The organism is Pseudomonas sp. GR 6-02, from assembly GCF_001655615.1.
In the GTDB taxonomy this organism is placed as follows: domain Bacteria; phylum Pseudomonadota; class Gammaproteobacteria; order Pseudomonadales; family Pseudomonadaceae; genus Aquipseudomonas.
In genome coordinates this window covers 1,401,474-1,418,526 of sequence record NZ_CP011567.1, presented here as the reverse complement: position 1 = coordinate 1,418,526, position 17,053 = coordinate 1,401,474, and the positions used below count along the sequence as shown (strand labels likewise).

Below are 17,053 nucleotides of genomic sequence, written 5' to 3'. Positions count from 1 at the left end.
TTCAATGCCTTTGAAGGAGAGACGCCAATGGCTACGTTCGAACCCGGACACCTGCACATCGAGCGCCATGCGCTGAACAAGGACGATGTCAGCTACAACGTGTGTATCGACTATGAGGTCACCCAGGATCCCAAGGAGGGCAAAGGGATGCAGTTCACGATGCACGGCAGCATCCAGGGCAAGGAACTGAAGGAGTCATTTTTTCTGCCGAAGGATCAGGCCTATAACTTCGCCAGTAACGTCACCAGAATCGCCGAGAAGTACGGCATCCCCAAGACGCTGAGCAGCATCGGTCCAATTCACCCGTACTACGACGCAATGTTCGAAGACGTGCGGGTACAGCTCAATATGAAATCCGGCGACCCGGTCAGACCCGAACACCTGGAATAACGTCTGGAAGATCAACGGATCGCAGCCTTCGGCAGCTCCCACACCGAACGTATTCTCCTGGAGCTGCCGAAGGCTGCGATCTTTACAAGCAATCTCCGATTGCCGATTTCACCTCCAACCCTCCTCCAAGGCATACTTGCCACCCTCCGCACTCCAGAACCAAACCGCCCCATGCGCATCCACGTCAGTTTCATCGACCGCGTCGGTATCACCCAGGAAGTCCTGGCCCTGCTCGGTGGGCGCAATCTCAATCTGGATGCGGTGGAAATGGTGCCACCCAACGTCTACATCGACGCCCCGACCTTGAGTCCGGCCGTGCTCGAAGAGCTGCGCGATGCGCTGTTCAACGTGCGTGGCGTGCAAGCGGTGACGGTGGTCGACATCCTTCCCGGCCAACGCCGTCACTTGCAGCTCGATGCGCTACTCGCCGCCATGACCGACCCGGTGCTGGCCCTGGACAGCGCCGGCAAGGTGCTGCTGGCCAACCCGGCACTGATTGCCCTGTACGGTCGCGAACCGGCGGGTGAAAGCATCAGCGAGCTGTTTGCCGACCCGGCGCTGCTCGACACATTGCTGGAAAACGGCTTCCGCCTGCCGCTGCGCGAGATCACCGTCAACGGTCAAACCCTGCTGCTGGATGCCACGCCGATCACCGACGCCGGCGCCCTGCTGACCCTGTATCAACCGAACCGCATCGGTGAACGCCTCTCGGCGCTGCACCACGATCACGCTGAAGGTTTCGATGCCCTGCTCGGCGAATCCCCTGCCATTCGTACGCTCAAGGCCCGCGCACAACGCGTCGCAGCCCTCGATGCACCGTTGCTGATCCAGGGTGAAACCGGCACCGGCAAAGAACTGGTGGCCCGCGCCTGCCACGCCATCAGCGCCCGCCACAGTTCGCCGTTCCTGGCCTTGAACTGCGCGGCACTGCCGGAAAACCTCGCCGAAAGCGAACTGTTCGGCTACGCCCCCGGCGCTTTCACCGGGGCGCAACGGGGCGGCAAGCCGGGGCTGATGGAACTGGCCAACCAGGGCACGGTATTTCTCGACGAGATCGGTGAAATGTCGCCGTATTTGCAGGCGAAACTGCTGCGCTTTCTCAACGACGGCAGCTTCCGTCGGGTTGGCGGCGATCGCGAAGTGAAGGTCAACGTGCGGATCCTCAGCGCGACCCATCGCGACCTGGAAAAAATGGTCAGCGAAGGCACTTTCCGCGAAGACCTGTTCTATCGCCTCAACGTGCTGAATGTCGAAGTCCCGCCCCTGCGCGAGCGCGGCCAGGACATTTTGCTACTGGCGCGTTACTTCATGCAGCAGGCCTGCGCGCAGATCCAGCGTCCGGTCTGTCGCCTGGCCCCTGGCACTTACCCGGCGCTGCTGGGCAATCGCTGGCCAGGCAACGTACGGCAATTGCAGAACGTGATCTTCCGCGCCGCGGCGATTTGCGAAAGCAGCCTGGTGGACATCGGCGACCTCGACATCGCCGGCACCTCTGTGGCGCGCCAGAGCGACATTGAGGTCGACAGCCTCGAACAGGCCATGGAAGCGTTCGAGAAGGACCTGCTGGAAAAGCTCTACGTCAGCTACCCCTCGACCCGCCAACTGGCCAGCCGCCTGCAAACCTCCCACACCGCGATTGCCCATCGGTTGCGCAAGTACGGGATTCCCAATAAGCCCCTGTAGAAGCGCAATGCCGTTCACTTAAGGAAGTATTGAGTCAGAGAGACCTGTGGCGAGGGAGCTTGCTCCCGCTTGAGTGCGCAGCACTCACAAAAATCGGCAATGGTTGTCAGATTTTTGGGGCCGCTACGCAGCCCAGCGCGAGCAAGCTCGCTCGCCACAAAAGGTAGGCATGACTGAAGAGTGTGTTTAAGTGAACAGCATTACTGTAGGAGCGAGGCTTGCCCGCGAAGAGGCCATCAAGACCGCTAAAAGCTTCGCGGGCAAGCCTCGCTCCTACATAAAAGGTTTCTTCAGGGATTACCGGGAAAAACCCATTAAAAGCGACCTCCATCTGTACTGAAAGCGCTACAGTGGAATGATATCAATACACCCCATCCTGATCACCGCTGTCCAAGGCTTTGATCCACCTAGGCTTTTTTCTTTGCTTCAGGCTGTAGCGATTTCGCTACAGCTGCAGAAATATAACGGCTTACGAAAACTTATAAGTTATTGTTTTTAAACATAAAAATAACATTGGCCGCCTTTTTGCTTAGTAACCTCCTATAAAGCAGGGTTTTTGCCCCTGCATTCCATCGCGTCCACCAGACGAGTCTGGCCCCCTTAGGAGTTTCCATGAGCGAGTTGCGTTTTACTGAAGATCACGAATGGCTGCGCACCGAAGCTGACGGCACCGTTACGGTCGGCATCACCGCTTTCGCACAGAACGCACTGGGCGACGTGGTTTTCGTACAACTGCCTGAGCTGCAGTCCTACGACAAAGGCGCAGAAGCCGCCACCGTGGAGTCGGTAAAAGCTGCCAGCGGCGTGTACATGCCTCTGGACGGAGAAGTGGTCGAGACCAACCCGGCCCTCGATAGCAGCCCTGAACTGGTCAACGAAGATCCGCTGGGCGAAGGCTGGTTCTTCCGCTTCAAGCCAACCGACGCCTCGGCTGTCGGCCAACTGCTGGATCAAGACGCTTACGACCGTCTGATTGCCCAAGCCTGAGGAGCGCCGACATGACTCAAGTCAATCTGACGACCGCCAACGAATTCATCACCCGCCACATCGGCCCGCGTGCAGGCGACGAGCAAGCCATGCTCAACAGCCTCGGTTTCGACTCCCTGGAAGCCCTGAGCGCCAGCGTCATTCCCGACAGCATCAAAGGCACCAGCGTCCTCGGCCTCGAAGACGGCCTGAGCGAAGCCGATGCCCTGGCGTTGATCAAATCCATCGCCGGCAAAAACCAGCTGTTCAAGACCTACATCGGTCAGGGCTACTACGGCACTCACACGCCGTCGCCAATCCTGCGCAACCTGCTGGAAAACCCGGCCTGGTACACCGCCTACACCCCGTACCAACCGGAAATTTCCCAGGGTCGTCTCGAAGCGCTGCTGAACTTCCAGACCCTGATCAGCGACCTGACCGGCCTGCCGATCGCCAACGCCTCGCTGCTGGACGAAGCCACCGCTGCCGCCGAAGCGATGACCTTCTGCAAACGCCTGAGCAAGAACAAAGGCAGCCACGCCTTCTTCGCCTCCGTTCATTGCCACCCGCAAACCCTCGACGTTTTGCGCACCCGTGCCGAGCCTTTGGGCATCGACGTTGTGGTGGGCGACGAGCGTGAACTGACCGACGTGACGCCGTTCTTCGGCGCCTTGTTGCAATACCCGGCCAGCAACGGTGACGTGTTCGACTACCGCGAACTGACCGAGCGCTTCCACGCGGCGAATGCGCTGGTCGCGGTCGCTGCTGACCTGCTGGCCCTGACCGTGCTGACCCCGCCGGGCGAGTTCGGCGCCGACGTGGCCATCGGCAGCGCGCAACGCTTCGGTGTTCCGCTGGGCTTCGGTGGCCCGCACGCGGCGTACTTCTCCACCAAGGATGCGTTCAAGCGCGACATGCCGGGCCGTCTGGTCGGCGTTTCCGTGGACCGTTTCGGCAAGCCGGCCCTGCGCCTGGCCATGCAGACCCGCGAGCAACACATCCGTCGCGAGAAAGCCACCAGCAACATCTGCACCGCCCAGGTGCTGTTGGCCAACATCGCCAGCATGTACGCCGTATACCACGGCCCGAAAGGCCTGACGCAGATCGCCAATCGCATTCATCACCTGACCGCGATCCTCGCCAAAGGCTTGAGCGCACTGGGCCTGAGCGTCGAGCAAGCCAGCTTCTTCGACACCTTGACGATCAAAACCGGCGCGCAAACAGCTGCCCTGCACGACAAGGCCCATGCGCAGAAAATCAATCTGCGCGTGGTCGATGCTGAGCGTCTGGGTCTGTCCCTCGACGAAACCAGCAGCCAGGCTGACGTCGAAACCCTGTGGAGCCTGCTGGCCGACGGCAAGGCCCTGCCGGACTTCGCTGCATTGGCCGCCTCGGTCCAAAGCACCCTCCCGGCCGCACTGGTTCGCCAATCGCCAATCCTCAGCCACCCGGTGTTCAACCGTTATCACTCCGAAACCGAGCTGATGCGCTACCTGCGCAAACTGGCGGACAAGGACCTGGCCCTGGATCGCACCATGATCCCACTGGGTTCCTGCACCATGAAACTCAACGCCGCCAGCGAAATGATCCCGGTGACCTGGGCTGAATTCGGTGCCCTGCACCCGTTCGCTCCGGCCGAGCAAAGCGCCGGCTATCAGCAACTGACCGATGAACTGGAAGCGATGCTCTGCGCCGCCACCGGTTACGACTCGATCTCCCTGCAACCGAACGCCGGTTCCCAGGGTGAATACGCCGGTCTGTTGGCGATCCGTGCCTACCACCAGAGCCGTGGCGAAGACCGTCGCGACATCTGCCTGATCCCGTCGTCCGCCCATGGCACCAACCCGGCCACCGCCAACATGGCCGGCATGCGTGTGGTTGTGACCGCGTGCGATGCCCGCGGCAACGTCGACATCGAAGACCTGCGCGCCAAGGCCATCGAGCACCGCGAACACCTCGCCGCGCTGATGATCACCTACCCGTCGACCCACGGTGTGTTCGAAGAAGGCATCCGCGAAATCTGCGGCATCATTCACGACAACGGCGGTCAGGTGTATATCGATGGCGCGAACATGAACGCCATGGTCGGCCTCTGCGCACCGGGCAAGTTCGGCGGCGACGTATCGCACCTGAACCTGCACAAAACCTTCTGCATCCCACACGGCGGTGGCGGCCCAGGCGTCGGCCCGATTGGCGTCAAGTCGCACCTGACGCCGTTCCTGCCGGGCCACGCCCAGATGGAACGCAAGGAAGGCGCGGTCTGCGCGGCACCGTTCGGCAGCGCGAGCATTCTGCCGATCACCTGGATGTACATTCGAATGATGGGTGGCGCCGGCCTCAAGCGCGCTTCGCAATTGGCGATCCTGAATGCCAACTACATTTCCCGTCGCCTCGAAGAGCACTATCCAGTGCTGTACACCGGCAGCAACGGTCTGGTGGCGCACGAATGCATCCTCGACCTGCGTCCGCTGAAAGACAGCAGCGGCATCAGCGTCGATGACGTGGCCAAGCGCCTGATCGACTTCGGCTTCCACGCCCCGACCATGTCGTTCCCGGTGGCCGGCACGTTGATGATCGAGCCGACCGAGAGCGAATCCAAGGAAGAACTGGACCGCTTCTGCGACGCCATGATTCGCATCCGCGAAGAAATCCGTGCGGTAGAAAACGGCACGCTGGACAAGGATGACAACCCACTGAAAAACGCCCCGCACACCGCTGCGGAAATCGTCGGCGAGTGGACTCATCCGTACAACCGCGAGCAAGCCGTTTACCCGGTAGCGTCGCTGATCGAAGCCAAGTACTGGCCGCCGGTCGGTCGCGTCGACAACGTGTTTGGCGATCGCAACCTGGTCTGCGCCTGCCCGTCGATCGAAAGCTACGCTTGATCTAGGGGGGTGAGTTGCTCGCCCCCTTCAAGAACACCGTACTCCTCCTGTGGGAGCTGGCTTGCCTGCTCCCACAGGATCGCAGTTCCCCCATCGGATCTGTGTCGATCCTCATAACAAGAAACCGGAGAACAACCATGTCGTTAAGCGTGTTCGACCTGTTCAAAATTGGTATCGGCCCCTCCAGCTCCCACACCGTCGGCCCGATGCGTGCCGCTGCGCGCTTCGCCGAAGGTCTGCGCCGTGAAGGGCTGCTATCGGCAACTACCTGCGTCAAAGTCGAGCTCTACGGCTCGCTCGGCGCCACCGGCAAAGGCCACGGCAGTGACAAGGCCGTATTGCTGGGCCTGGAAGGCGAACACCCGGACACCGTGGACACCGAAACCGTCACCGCCCGCCTGCAAGAGATTCGCAGCAGCGGTCGCTTGAACCTGCTCGGTGAACACAGCATCGCGTTCAACGAGAAAGAACACCTGGCAATGATTCGCAAACCGTTGGCCTATCACCCCAACGGCATGATCTTTCGCGCATTCGACGCGGCCGGCCTGCAAGTGCGCAGCCGCGAGTATTACTCGGTCGGTGGCGGGTTCGTGGTCGATGAAGACGCTGCCGGCGCCGACCGCATCGTTGAAGACGCCACGCCGCTGACCTTCCCGTTCAAAAGCGCCAAGGACCTGCTTGGTCACTGCAGCACCTACGGTTTATCGATCAGTCAGGTGATGCTGACCAACGAAAGCGCCTGGCGCCCGGAAGCGGAAACCCGTGCCGGACTGCTGAAGATCTGGCAAGTGATGCAAGACTGCGTCGCCGCCGGTTGCCGCAACGAAGGCATCCTGCCCGGTGGGCTGAAGGTCAAACGGCGGGCGGCGGCATTGCATCGGCAACTGTGCAAAAACCCGGAATCGTCGCTGCGCGATCCACTGTCGGTACTGGACTGGGTCAACCTGTACGCCCTGGCGGTCAATGAAGAAAACGCCAACGGCGGACGCGTGGTCACTGCGCCCACCAATGGTGCAGCCGGCATTATCCCGGCGGTGCTGCATTACTACATGCGCTTCATCCCCGGTGCCAACGAAGACGGCGTGGTGCGTTTTCTACTGACGGCCGCTGCAATCGGCATTCTGTACAAGGAAAACGCCTCGATCTCCGGCGCCGAAGTCGGCTGTCAGGGTGAAGTCGGCGTTGCCTGTTCCATGGCGGCCGGCGCCTTGTGCGAAGTGCTCGGCGGTACGGTGCAGCAGGTGGAAAACGCGGCCGAAATCGGCATGGAACACAACCTCGGCCTGACCTGCGACCCGATTGGCGGACTGGTGCAAGTGCCTTGCATCGAGCGCAACGCCATGGGTTCGGTCAAGGCCATCAATGCGGTGCGCATGGCCCTGCGTGGCGACGGTCAGCACTTCGTCTCCCTCGACAAGGTCATCCGCACCATGCGCCAGACCGGCGCCGACATGAAAAGCAAATACAAGGAAACCGCCCGTGGCGGTTTGGCGGTCAACATTATCGAGTGCTGATGCGCGCATCTGCACTATTTTCAGGAGCTGTATATGTCCACCGAACAACTGTTGAAGACCCCGTTGCACGCACTGCACCTCGAACTCGGCGCCCGCATGGTGCCGTTCGCCGGTTATGACATGCCGGTGCAATACCCGTTGGGCGTGATGAAAGAACACCAGCACACCCGTGATCAGGCCGGGCTGTTCGATGTGTCGCACATGGGCCAGATCCGCCTGACCGGTGCCAACGCCGCCAAAGCCCTGGAAACCCTGGTGCCGGTGGACATCATCGACCTGCCGGAGGGCATGCAGCGCTACGCGATGTTCACCAACGAGACCGGTGGCATCCTCGACGACCTGATGGTCGCCAACCTCGGTAACGACGAACTGTTCCTGGTGGTCAACGCCGCCTGCAAGGACCAGGACCTGGCGCACCTGCGCAAGCACATCGGCGACCAGTGCACCATTGAACCGCTGTTCGAAGAGCGTGCCCTGCTCGCTCTGCAAGGCCCGGCTGCCGTCACCGTGCTCGCACGCCTGGCACCGGAAGTTGCGAAGATGACCTTCATGCAGTTCACCCGCGTGAAACTGTTGGGCGTGGACTGCTTTGTCAGCCGTTCGGGCTACACCGGCGAAGACGGTTACGAAATCTCCGTGCCGGCGGCCAACGCCGAAGCGCTGGCTCGCGCCCTGCTGGCCGAACCGGAAGTCGAGGCCATCGGCCTCGGCGCCCGCGATTCCCTGCGCCTGGAAGCCGGTCTGTGCCTGTACGGCCACGACATGAACACCGAAACCACGCCGATCGAAGCAAGCCTGCTGTGGGCCATCTCCAAGCCTCGACGTGCCGATGGTGCGCGGGCCGGCGGTTTCCCTGGCGCCGAAACCGTGTTCGCCCAACAGCAAACCGGTGTCAGCCGCAAGCGCGTTGGCCTGCTGCCGCAGGAACGTACACCGGTGCGTGAAGGTGCAGAGATCGTCAACGAAGCTGGCGAAATCATCGGCAGCGTTTGTAGCGGCGGCTTCGGTCCGACCTTGGGCGGTCCTTTGGCCATGGGTTACCTCGACAGCGCTTATACCGTTTTGGAAACGCCAGTTTGGGCCATTGTGCGTGGGAAAAAGGTGCCTTTGCTTGTAAGCAAAATGCCATTTGTTCCACAACGCTACTATCGTGGCTGATTGACTGTTTCTATAAGTAACGCGGTTGCGTTAACAGTGCACTAATCTGTAACGCAACCGCCATAAAATAGTGCATACGTTTCGTTTATGAACGTTACTTATAACAATCGAAAAGCAATGAACAACTCGATCGAATAAGCCCGCACTAGTGACCACTCTAATTGCCATCAACCTGAGGAAATCCGGGCCTTCGCGGGGCTTGTTTTTTCTCCCGTAGTTGGCGTAGAGTTTGATCACTGTGTTTGCATGGGTCGCTTGGAAATCGTGACCTGGGCAGTAGCCTACAAGTTAGCTACATCCCGTTCGACGTCTTCTTACTCTCCTGCAACCAGCCCCAGTACTCTTTCATGAGAAGGAGACTGTCATTCATTTTTGCGTCAAAGGAAATAAGAAATGTCCCAACGTCAGAGCGGTACCGTCAAGTGGTTTAACGACGAGAAAGGTTTTGGTTTTATCACTCCAGAAAGCGGTCCGGATCTGTTCGTGCATTTCCGCGCTATTCAGGGCAACGGCTTCAAGAGCCTGAAAGAAGGCCAGAAAGTGACGTTCGTTGCTGTGCAAGGCCAGAAAGGCATGCAGGCTGACGAAGTACAAGCAGAAGGCTAATCTTCTGTTACGAAAAAGCCCCTGATGCTGACATCAGGGGCTTTTTTGTGCGCGCAAATCCGTAAAATGGCTTCTTTTTTCCGTTCTGAGGCAGCCATGTCGAAACACCTGCTCAACCCCCAAGGCGACTTTCCCGCCGCAGGCCTGGGTCGTCGCCTGGCAGCGATGTTCTACGACTTCCTGCTGTGCACCGCGCTGCTGATCGTCACCAGCGGCGTTTACAAGATGATCCAGATGGCGATCATCGGCGAAGACCGGATGCGCACCCTGACCGAGGCCGGCGCCCTGGACGGTGACCCACTGCTGTCGACGGTTCTGCTGTTTGTGCTGTTCGGCTTCTTCGCCAAGTTCTGGACCTGGTCGGGCCAGACCCTGGGCATGCAGGTGTGGTGCATCCGCGTACAAAACGCCGACGGCTCATCCATCAGCCTGTGGCAGGCGCTGCTGCGCTTTGTGGTGTCGATCGCGTCCTGGTTATGCCTCGGGCTGGGGTTCTTCTGGTCGCTGTTCGACAAGCAGAAGCGCAGCTGGCACGACATCTATTCCAACACCCAGTTGGTGCGGATTCCGAAGAAGACCAAATAATCCTCCAGATGCAAAAACGCCCCGATCAACCCGGGGCGTTTTTTTGGCTCACTGCCAACGAATCAGGCGTTACCCGCCAGCTTCATCCGCGCCGCCTGCGTGAAATCGAGCATGCGCTTCAACGGCCGAATCGCCTGCGGAATCAACGCCGGATCGACGAAGATCTCGTTGGTCCCCTCCTTCAAGCTCTTCAGCGTGCGTTCAAGGGTGTTCATCGCCATCCACGGGCAATGCGCGCAACTGCGGCAAGCCGCGCCGTTACCGGCCGTTGGCGCTTCGATAAAGACCTTGTCCGGGCACAGCTGCTGCATCTTGTAGAAGATGCCGCGGTCGGTGGCAACGATCAGGGTCTTGTTCGGCAGGCTTTGCGCAGCAGCGATCAGCTGACTGGTGGAACCCACCGCATCGGCCAATTCGATCACGGCGGTCGGCGACTCCGGGTGCACCAGAATGGCCGCGTCCGGGTACAGCGCTTTCATGTCTTCGAGCTGCTTGGCCTTGAACTCTTCGTGAACGATGCAGGCACCATCCCACAGCAGCATGTCGGCGCCGGTCTGGCGCTGGATGTAAGTCCCCAGGTGCTTGTCCGGGCCCCAGATGATGGTTTCGCCGTTATCCATCAGGCTTTCGACGATTTCCAGCGCGCAACTGGAAGTCACCACCCAATCCGCCCGGGCTTTGACTGCTGCCGAGGTGTTGGCATATACCACCACCGTGCGTTCCGGGTGCTGATCGCAGAACGCCGAGAACTCGTCCACCGGGCAACCCAGGTCCAGCGAGCAGGTCGCTTCCAGGGTTGGCATCAGCACACGTTTTTCAGGGTTGAGGATCTTGGCGGTTTCGCCCATGAATTTCACACCGGCGACCACTACGGTCTTGGCCGGGTGAGCATTGCCGAAGCGGGCCATCTCCAGAGAGTCGGAGACGCAGCCACCGGTTTCTTCGGCCAGGGCCTGAATGACTGGATCGCAATAGAAGTGTGCAACCAGCACCGCGTCCTGAGCTTTGAGCTCGGCTGCGATGGCTGTGCGGTAATAAGCCTCTTCCTCGGCTGTCAGCGGCTTGGGCTGCTTGGCGTCGAGGTGGGCTTGAACCAGAAGGCGTTCGGAAATCTGCGTCATGTTCGCAAGACCTGCAGGCGCTTTCGCGCGAAAGTCGAGTATACACCCGGCTCCGGACCCTTCGGGGTACCGCCGGGAGAGTGAGTATTCATCAGGCACGGACAGCGTTGAAGCTGCGCAAGGCTACAGAATATCCGGCGGATGCAAAAGATGATTCTGACCTGCGTCACTCGGTGCGATCCCGGACCGGGACAACCTCAAATCGCGGGCAAAAAAAAACCCGGAAATCCTCACTTACGTGGGCCTTCCAGATTTTTTAAAATGGTGGGTCGTGTGGGATTCGAACCTACGACCAATTGGTTAAAAGCCAACTGCTCTACCAACTGAGCTAACGACCCGCTGTGTGGTGGCGCGTATAATACTGATTTTTAAGGACTATTCAACACCTAATTTGAAATAAATCAAAAATAAGGTGTCGGGTCGCTGATTCCGGCCGCCGCAAAGCCTTCTGCACGCAGACGGCAGCTGTCGCATTTACCGCAAGCACGGCCGTTATCGTCCGCCTGATAGCAGGAAACGGTCAGCCCGTAATCGACGCCAAGCTTCACGCCCGCCTGAACGATCTGCGCCTTGCTCAGGTTCTGCAGGGGCGCCTGGATACGGAAGCCATTCCCTTCTACACCGGCCTTGGTCGCCAGATTAGCCATGAGCTCGAAGGCTTCGATGAACTCGGGACGGCAATCCGGGTAACCGGAATAATCCACCGCGTTTACACCGATAAAGATGTCACGCGCACCCAGCACTTCGGCCCAACCCAACGCCAGGGACAGAAACACCGTGTTGCGCGCCGGCACATAAGTCACCGGAATGCCTTCGCTCGGCGCCTCCGGTACGTCGATGGAACTGTCGGTCAGGGCCGAGCCGCCGATACCGTTCAGGTTCAGGCCGATCACCTTGTGCTCGACCACACCCAAGTCGCGGGCAACACGCTCGGCGGCTTGCAGTTCGGCACGGTGGCGCTGACCGTAATCGAAGCTCATGGTGTAGCAGCTATAGCCTTCGGCACGGGCCATGGCCACGACCGTCGCCGAGTCTAGGCCGCCGGACAGCAGGATGACCGCACGTTTTTCAGCAGTGTTCAGTTGTTCAGTCATTTCAGCGCCCCGGCTCGTCATTCCAAAGATATTTATGCAGCTGCAATTGCAGACGCACAGGCAGATTGTCCGCCACCACCCAGTCCGCCAGATCACGTGCATTCAGGTCATGGTGGCTCGGCGAGAACAGGACTTCGCCGGCACGCTCGTTCAAACCGTATTGAATCAGCTTGGACACGGCCCAGTCATAGTCTTCCCGCGAGCAGATGACAAACTTCACCTGATCGTTGGGCGTGAGCAGTTCGATGTTCTCGTAGCGGTTGCGGTGGGCTTCTTTCGAACCCGGGGTTTTCAGGTCGACGACGCGACTGACCCGTGGATCGACCGCCGAGATGTCCAGCGCGCCGCTGGTTTCCAGCGACACTTCGTAACCGGCGTCACACAACTGCTTGAGCAAGGGAATGGCATTGGGCTGCGCCAAGGGCTCACCGCCCGTGACACAGACGTAACGCGGGCGAAAACCGGCCACTTGCTCGAGGATGTCGTCGAGCGTGCGGAGGGTGCCGCCAGTGAACGCGTAGGCGCTGTCGCAGTATTGGCAACGCAATGGGCAACCGGTCAGGCGCACAAAAACAGTGGGCAGCCCGGCAGTCCGCGTTTCACCCTGCAACGAGTAGAAAACTTCGGTGATTCTCAATGTGTCTTGCATAGTCGCCACGGGCGTAACAGCTAAACAGGCTGTCCGCCTCCGTCAGGCACTTCAAGGAACCCCGCCAACGCGCAGATCCCAAAAAGCGTGTTTCATAAAAAGGGCATGAATTCTAACGAAAAAACCCGCGACAAGCGCGGGTTTCTTCAAAACGGGCTAAACAGGCTTACATGCGCTGCAAGTCCCGTTGCGCCAGCTGAGCGGCGGAAGTGCCCGGATATTGGGACACGACCTGTTGCAGAATGCCTTTGACCCGGTCGGTATGACCGAGACGACGCTCTACATCAGCGAGCTTGTACAGCGAATCAGGCACTTTGGGGTGCTTGGGGTACAACTGCGAAACCTTGGCAAATGCCTGACCCGCACCTTGCAGATCGCCTTTGGCCAGGTTCACTTCCCCCAACCAGTACTGGGCATTGCCCGCGTATTGGCTGTTCGGGTATTTGCGCAGGAATGCGGTGAAAGCCTGGCTGGCCTTGTCGAAATCCTTGGCTTTGATCAGGTCGAAGGCTGCATCGTAATACAGTTTTTCCTTCGCCGGGTCAGCCGGTTCGCCACCCGCGGCCGGGGCTTGAGCGGCAGCCGCTCCCGCACCTGCGCCGGCTGCTGCACCGGGGGCATTCAAATTGCCACCGGCGGAAGAATTATCAGGAGTCGCGGCTGGTGCAACGCCGGTTCCTATGCGCCGATCAAGATCCTGATATCGCTCCAGGTTCTCTTGCTTCATGCGCGCTACATCATTTTGCAGAACTTCAATGATGCCTTGTTGGCGCGAGATCTGCTCCTGCATCGATTGCAGTTGGTTGAACAGCTCGCCCTGTGCCGAGACAGGGGCCGAAACCCCTCCCCCGGCATAGGCGCCGTTCGTACCGTAACCTGCAGGCGGATAACTGCTCCCGCTATTGTTATAGCCGGAGTTGTCCTCGACCACAGGAACCGCAGCCCACACCGCAAGCGGTGCGAGACTGAGAGCCAAAATAGTTACAGCACGACGGCACGTTCGCATGACGAATTACTTACGCAGTTCGACGCGACGGTTTTGAGCCCAGGACTGCTCGTCGTTGCCGGTAGCAACTGGACGCTCTTCGCCGTAGGAAACCAGTTCCAGCTGAGCTGGGGAAACACCTTGCAGTACCAGGTAGCGCTGAACGGCTTTCGCACGACGCTCGCCCAGTGCCATGTTGTACTCACGAGTACCACGTTCGTCGGTGTTGCCTTCCAGAACAACGCGAGCGCCGTTTGCTTTCAGGTCTTTGGCGTGAACGTCCAGAGCGCGCATGGCTTCTGGCTTCAGGTCCGAGCTGTCGTATTCGAAGTAGAAGGTGGTGATTGCGCGCAGAGCAGCTTCTTCGCTCAGGGAGCCGTCAACTGCACCAGTGTTAGCGCCGTAACCAGCGTTTGGATCTACAGCGCCTTCACCGGCGTTGTCGCCGCCTTTGGACGAGCAACCTACAGCTACAGCCATGGCCAGAGCCAGCGCAGCAAATTTACCAAACTTCAGCATTTCCATCGTGAAACTCCTAATGAACCCCAGTGTGTTAAGTAAAACGTATAGCGCCGCGTCAGTTCAGGTAAGGGGACCAGGACGGTTCTCTGACTTCGCCTTGTGCGGTAGGAAGCGGGAGCCTCACGCGTCCATTAATGGACACGAGCATCAAGACTCCCCGGCCCTGCTGGCGGGTGGCGTAGATTACCATGGTGCCGTTGGGCGCAACAGTAGGAGACTCGTCCAGAGTGCTATCAGTGAGGATCTTTACACTACCGCGCTGCAAATCCTGGGCCGCCACCTTGAAGTTGGTGAAACCGTCCTGGCGGTGAATCATTACCAGGGTCTTTTCATCGGCCGACAGTTTAGGGTTGGCATTGTAGTTACCGATGAAGGTCACACGCTCCGCACCACCACCGCCTGCGCTGGTTTTATAGATCTGAGGCTTGCCGCCACGGTCAGAGGTGAAGTAGATGGTCGAACCATCCTTACCCCAGAACGGTTCGGTATTGATGCCAGGACCATTGGTGACACGGGTGATCTGACGCGACCCCAGGTTCATCACGTAGATGTCCGGGTTACCGTCTTTCGACAACACGAATGCCAGGCGATTGCCATCCGGCGACCAGGCTGGCGCGCCATTCAGGCCTTCGAAGTTGGTGATCTGCTCACGGCGACCGGTGTCGATGTTCTGCATGAAAATGCGTGGACGCTTCTGCTCGAACGACACGTAGGCAATGCGCTTGCCATCCGGTGCGAAACGCGGCGACAGGATTGGCTCGCGCGATTGCAGCAGCGTCACGGCACGGGCACCGTCGTAGTCCGAACGTTGCAGTGTGTAGCGAGTGTTCTTCTCAGAGAAACGCTCGGCCGTCACGTACAGCAGACGCGTCGAGAACGCACCTTTGATACCAGTGAGTTTTTCGAACGACTGGTCGGAGATGTAGTGCGCCATGTCGCGCAGTTGATCGACGCCGCCCGACACGCTGCCGGTCAGCACTTGCTGCTCGGTGGCGACGTTGAACAGTGCGTACTGCACCTGCAGGCGACCGCCCGCCGGAACAATGCTGCCGACCATGACGTACTGGGCACCCACCGCCTTGAAGTCACGGTAGATGATTTCGCTGGCCTGGCTTGGCTGGCTGATCATGTTCTGCTTTGGAATCGGCGCGTAGTAACCCGAATTGCGCAGGTCGTTACCGATAATCTCAGCCATGTCGTCCGGCAGCACGCTACCGCCCTGGAAGCCGAAAGGCACAACGGCAATTGGAGTTGCCTGGGAGCTGCCACTGCTGACCAGGATATTTTTTTCATCTGCCGTGGCCAGTCCTGCAAAGCAGAACATGACTACAAGCAGTCCTCGAAGAAGGTTTCTCACAAGGCTAGATCCTCAGGTGTGAATGTCATCTTGAATGAACGATAGGGTGCGAAATCAGCTGGCTTCAGACCCTGCATTTCGGTCAATCGACCAATATTTTTTACAGCCGCGACTGCAGAACTGTCGAACGGCGCGTCACCGCTGGAATGAGCAACCGAAACACCGGAGATCGTTCCGTCAGGGAGCATGTTGATTTGCAGAATCACCTTCATGCCCTTGCGGGCCGACGGTGGCTGCGCCCAACCTTCAGATGCTCGCGAACGAATCAGATCATCAAAGTTGCCCGCGGTTTCATCGCCTTGCTCATCCGCCAAAGCCTGCTGACGCTCGGTCTTATCGGACAGCAAGTCAGCCAGAGCCTGAGCCTTCTTGTCCTCTACCGATTTGCGAGCCGCATCCTGCGCTTTCTTCTTCGCGGCATCGGCAGTCGCTTTCTTCTTCGCGTCTTCGGCGATTTTCTTCTTCGCCTCTTCCGCTTCAGCTTTCTTCTTGGCGTCTTCCGCGGCTTTCTTCTTCGCGTCTTCGACGATCTTTTTCTTCGCTTCTTCAGCGGCCGCTTTCTTGGCCTCTTCTTCAGCAGCTTTTTTGGCTTCTTCTTCGGCTTTCTTCTTGGCTATATCAGCCAATTGTTTCTCTTCGGCCTTTTTGGCTTCGGCGGTCTTCTTCGCTTCGTCGGCTTTCTTGGCTTCATCAGCCTTTTTCGCCTCTTCCGCTTTCTTCGACTCGTCGGCCTTCTTGGCTTCCTCGGCCTTTTGAGCCGCTTCTTCTTTCTTTTGTTCCGCAGCCTTCACCGCTTCCTGCTCGACCTTCTTCTGTTCCATCTGCTCGACTTCGGTCTGACGCGCAGCAGATTTCTGCGCCTCACCCGCGATCTTCTGATTGGTCTGGGTGGTCGCCCGACTTTTCGATTTCAGCTGGTACAGGGTTGCCTGGACAATCGGCTTGGCCGGCGGCAGCTCCGGTGTGAAGGCGAAACTGACGAACAGCATGCCGAACACCAGCACGTGCAAGACAATCGCCCAGACACTAGGCCAGAAGTAGCTTTCCGAGGCGGACGGCTCTCGCAGTTGCTGCATCAGGGCGCCTCGGTAATCAAGCCAACATTACCGACCCCGGCCTTCTGCAACCCGCCCATGGCGCCCATGACGGAGCCATAATCGACGGTTTTGTCGCCACGAATGAACACCTGCGTGCGCTTGCCGTTACCGTTGCCAACGCGAATGATCTTGGTCACGGCGTCGGTCATTTGCGGCAAGGTCATGGCCTTGTCCTGCTGCTTTTCGGTGTCGACTTCGCTGCCAAGGTTCCAGTAGTAGGTCTTGTCAGCCTTGATCGAAATGGTCAGGACCTGAGTGTTGTTGTCCTGCGGCAAGGCTTCGCTGGAAACCTTGGGCAGATCAACTTTCACGCCCTGATTGAGCATCGGCGCGGTCACCATGAAGATGACCAGCAGTACCAGCATCACGTCGATGTAAGGCACCACGTTCATCTCGGCAACCGGCTTGCGCTTTTTGCGAGCTCGAGCGATTAAAGCCATT

General features: G+C 59.1%; 17 protein-coding genes and 1 tRNA gene. 9 read left to right on the top strand and 9 right to left on the bottom strand.

What is annotated here, in order from left to right:
- Nucleotides 1-27 precede the first annotated feature (27 nt).
- From PGR6_RS06110 to PGR6_RS06075, 9 genes are all read left to right on the top strand, one after another.
- Nucleotides 28-390, top strand: coding sequence for a DUF5064 family protein (locus PGR6_RS06110; RefSeq protein ID WP_064616371.1), 363 nt, complete (start codon nucleotides 28-30; stop codon nucleotides 388-390).
- Between the two features lie 171 nt (nucleotides 391-561).
- Nucleotides 562-2,073 carry a sigma-54-dependent transcriptional regulator gene (locus PGR6_RS06105; protein ID WP_064616369.1) on the top strand — a complete coding sequence of 504 codons (1,512 nt, stop codon included), beginning with the start codon at nucleotides 562-564 and terminating at the stop codon, nucleotides 2,071-2,073.
- Between the two features lie 190 nt (nucleotides 2,074-2,263).
- Entirely contained in the window at nucleotides 2,264-2,413 is a 150-nt protein-coding gene (locus PGR6_RS30125; RefSeq protein WP_018926485.1) for a hypothetical protein, read from the top strand.
- Between the two features lie 272 nt (nucleotides 2,414-2,685).
- Nucleotides 2,686-3,060, top strand: coding sequence for a glycine cleavage system protein GcvH (gene gcvH / locus PGR6_RS06100; RefSeq protein ID WP_018926486.1), 375 nt, complete (start codon nucleotides 2,686-2,688; stop codon nucleotides 3,058-3,060).
- A gap of 11 nt (nucleotides 3,061-3,071) precedes the next feature.
- Entirely contained in the window at nucleotides 3,072-5,924 is a 2,853-nt protein-coding gene (gcvP, locus tag PGR6_RS06095; RefSeq protein ID WP_064616367.1) for an aminomethyl-transferring glycine dehydrogenase, read from the top strand.
- 137 nt (nucleotides 5,925-6,061) lie between these two features.
- Nucleotides 6,062-7,438: an L-serine ammonia-lyase gene (locus PGR6_RS06090; RefSeq protein ID WP_018926488.1), complete on the top strand. Its 1,377-nt coding sequence runs from the start codon at nucleotides 6,062-6,064 to the stop codon at nucleotides 7,436-7,438.
- Between the two features lie 33 nt (nucleotides 7,439-7,471).
- Nucleotides 7,472-8,596, top strand: a complete 1,125-nt coding sequence (gene gcvT, locus PGR6_RS06085; protein WP_064616365.1) for a glycine cleavage system aminomethyltransferase GcvT — start codon at nucleotides 7,472-7,474, stop codon at nucleotides 8,594-8,596.
- A gap of 393 nt (nucleotides 8,597-8,989) precedes the next feature.
- On the top strand, nucleotides 8,990-9,202 hold the full coding sequence (locus PGR6_RS06080; protein ID WP_007934683.1) for a cold-shock protein: 213 nt from the start codon (nucleotides 8,990-8,992) through the stop codon (nucleotides 9,200-9,202).
- 96 nt (nucleotides 9,203-9,298) lie between these two features.
- Nucleotides 9,299-9,787, top strand: a complete 489-nt coding sequence (locus tag PGR6_RS06075) for an RDD family protein (RefSeq protein ID WP_064616363.1) — start codon at nucleotides 9,299-9,301, stop codon at nucleotides 9,785-9,787.
- Between the two features lie 62 nt (nucleotides 9,788-9,849).
- Here the strand turns inward: PGR6_RS06075 and nadA are convergent, their stop codons facing one another.
- The 9 genes from nadA to tolR form a co-directional block, all read right to left on the bottom strand.
- On the bottom strand, nucleotides 9,850-10,908 hold the full coding sequence (nadA, locus tag PGR6_RS06070) for a quinolinate synthase NadA (protein ID WP_018926491.1): 1,059 nt from the start codon (nucleotides 10,906-10,908) through the stop codon (nucleotides 9,850-9,852).
- Nucleotides 10,909-11,170: 262 nt separating this feature from the next.
- Nucleotides 11,171-11,246: transfer RNA gene (locus PGR6_RS06065), tRNA-Lys, on the bottom strand.
- 63 nt (nucleotides 11,247-11,309) lie between these two features.
- A complete protein-coding gene (queC, locus tag PGR6_RS06060) occupies nucleotides 11,310-12,002 on the bottom strand; it encodes a 7-cyano-7-deazaguanine synthase QueC (RefSeq protein WP_064616361.1) in 693 nt (230 codons plus the stop codon).
- Nucleotide 12,003: 1 nt separating this feature from the next.
- On the bottom strand, nucleotides 12,004-12,651 hold the full coding sequence (gene queE / locus PGR6_RS06055; protein WP_018926493.1) for a 7-carboxy-7-deazaguanine synthase QueE: 648 nt from the start codon (nucleotides 12,649-12,651) through the stop codon (nucleotides 12,004-12,006).
- Nucleotides 12,652-12,817: 166 nt separating this feature from the next.
- On the bottom strand, nucleotides 12,818-13,657 hold the full coding sequence (ybgF, locus tag PGR6_RS06050; protein ID WP_064616359.1) for a tol-pal system protein YbgF: 840 nt from the start codon (nucleotides 13,655-13,657) through the stop codon (nucleotides 12,818-12,820).
- A 6-nt stretch (nucleotides 13,658-13,663) separates the two neighbouring features.
- Nucleotides 13,664-14,161, bottom strand: a complete 498-nt coding sequence (gene pal / locus PGR6_RS06045) for a peptidoglycan-associated lipoprotein Pal (RefSeq protein ID WP_003178634.1) — start codon at nucleotides 14,159-14,161, stop codon at nucleotides 13,664-13,666.
- Between the two features lie 52 nt (nucleotides 14,162-14,213).
- A complete protein-coding gene (gene tolB / locus PGR6_RS06040; protein WP_018926495.1) occupies nucleotides 14,214-15,482 on the bottom strand; it encodes a Tol-Pal system beta propeller repeat protein TolB in 1,269 nt (422 codons plus the stop codon).
- A gap of 29 nt (nucleotides 15,483-15,511) precedes the next feature.
- A complete protein-coding gene (gene tolA, locus PGR6_RS06035; RefSeq protein WP_018926496.1) occupies nucleotides 15,512-16,591 on the bottom strand; it encodes a cell envelope integrity protein TolA in 1,080 nt (359 codons plus the stop codon).
- A complete protein-coding gene (gene tolR, locus PGR6_RS06030) occupies nucleotides 16,591-17,043 on the bottom strand; it encodes a protein TolR (RefSeq protein ID WP_167331185.1) in 453 nt (150 codons plus the stop codon). Before tolR ends, tolA begins: the two co-directional genes overlap by 1 nt.
- Between the last annotated feature and the right edge of the window lie 10 nt (nucleotides 17,044-17,053).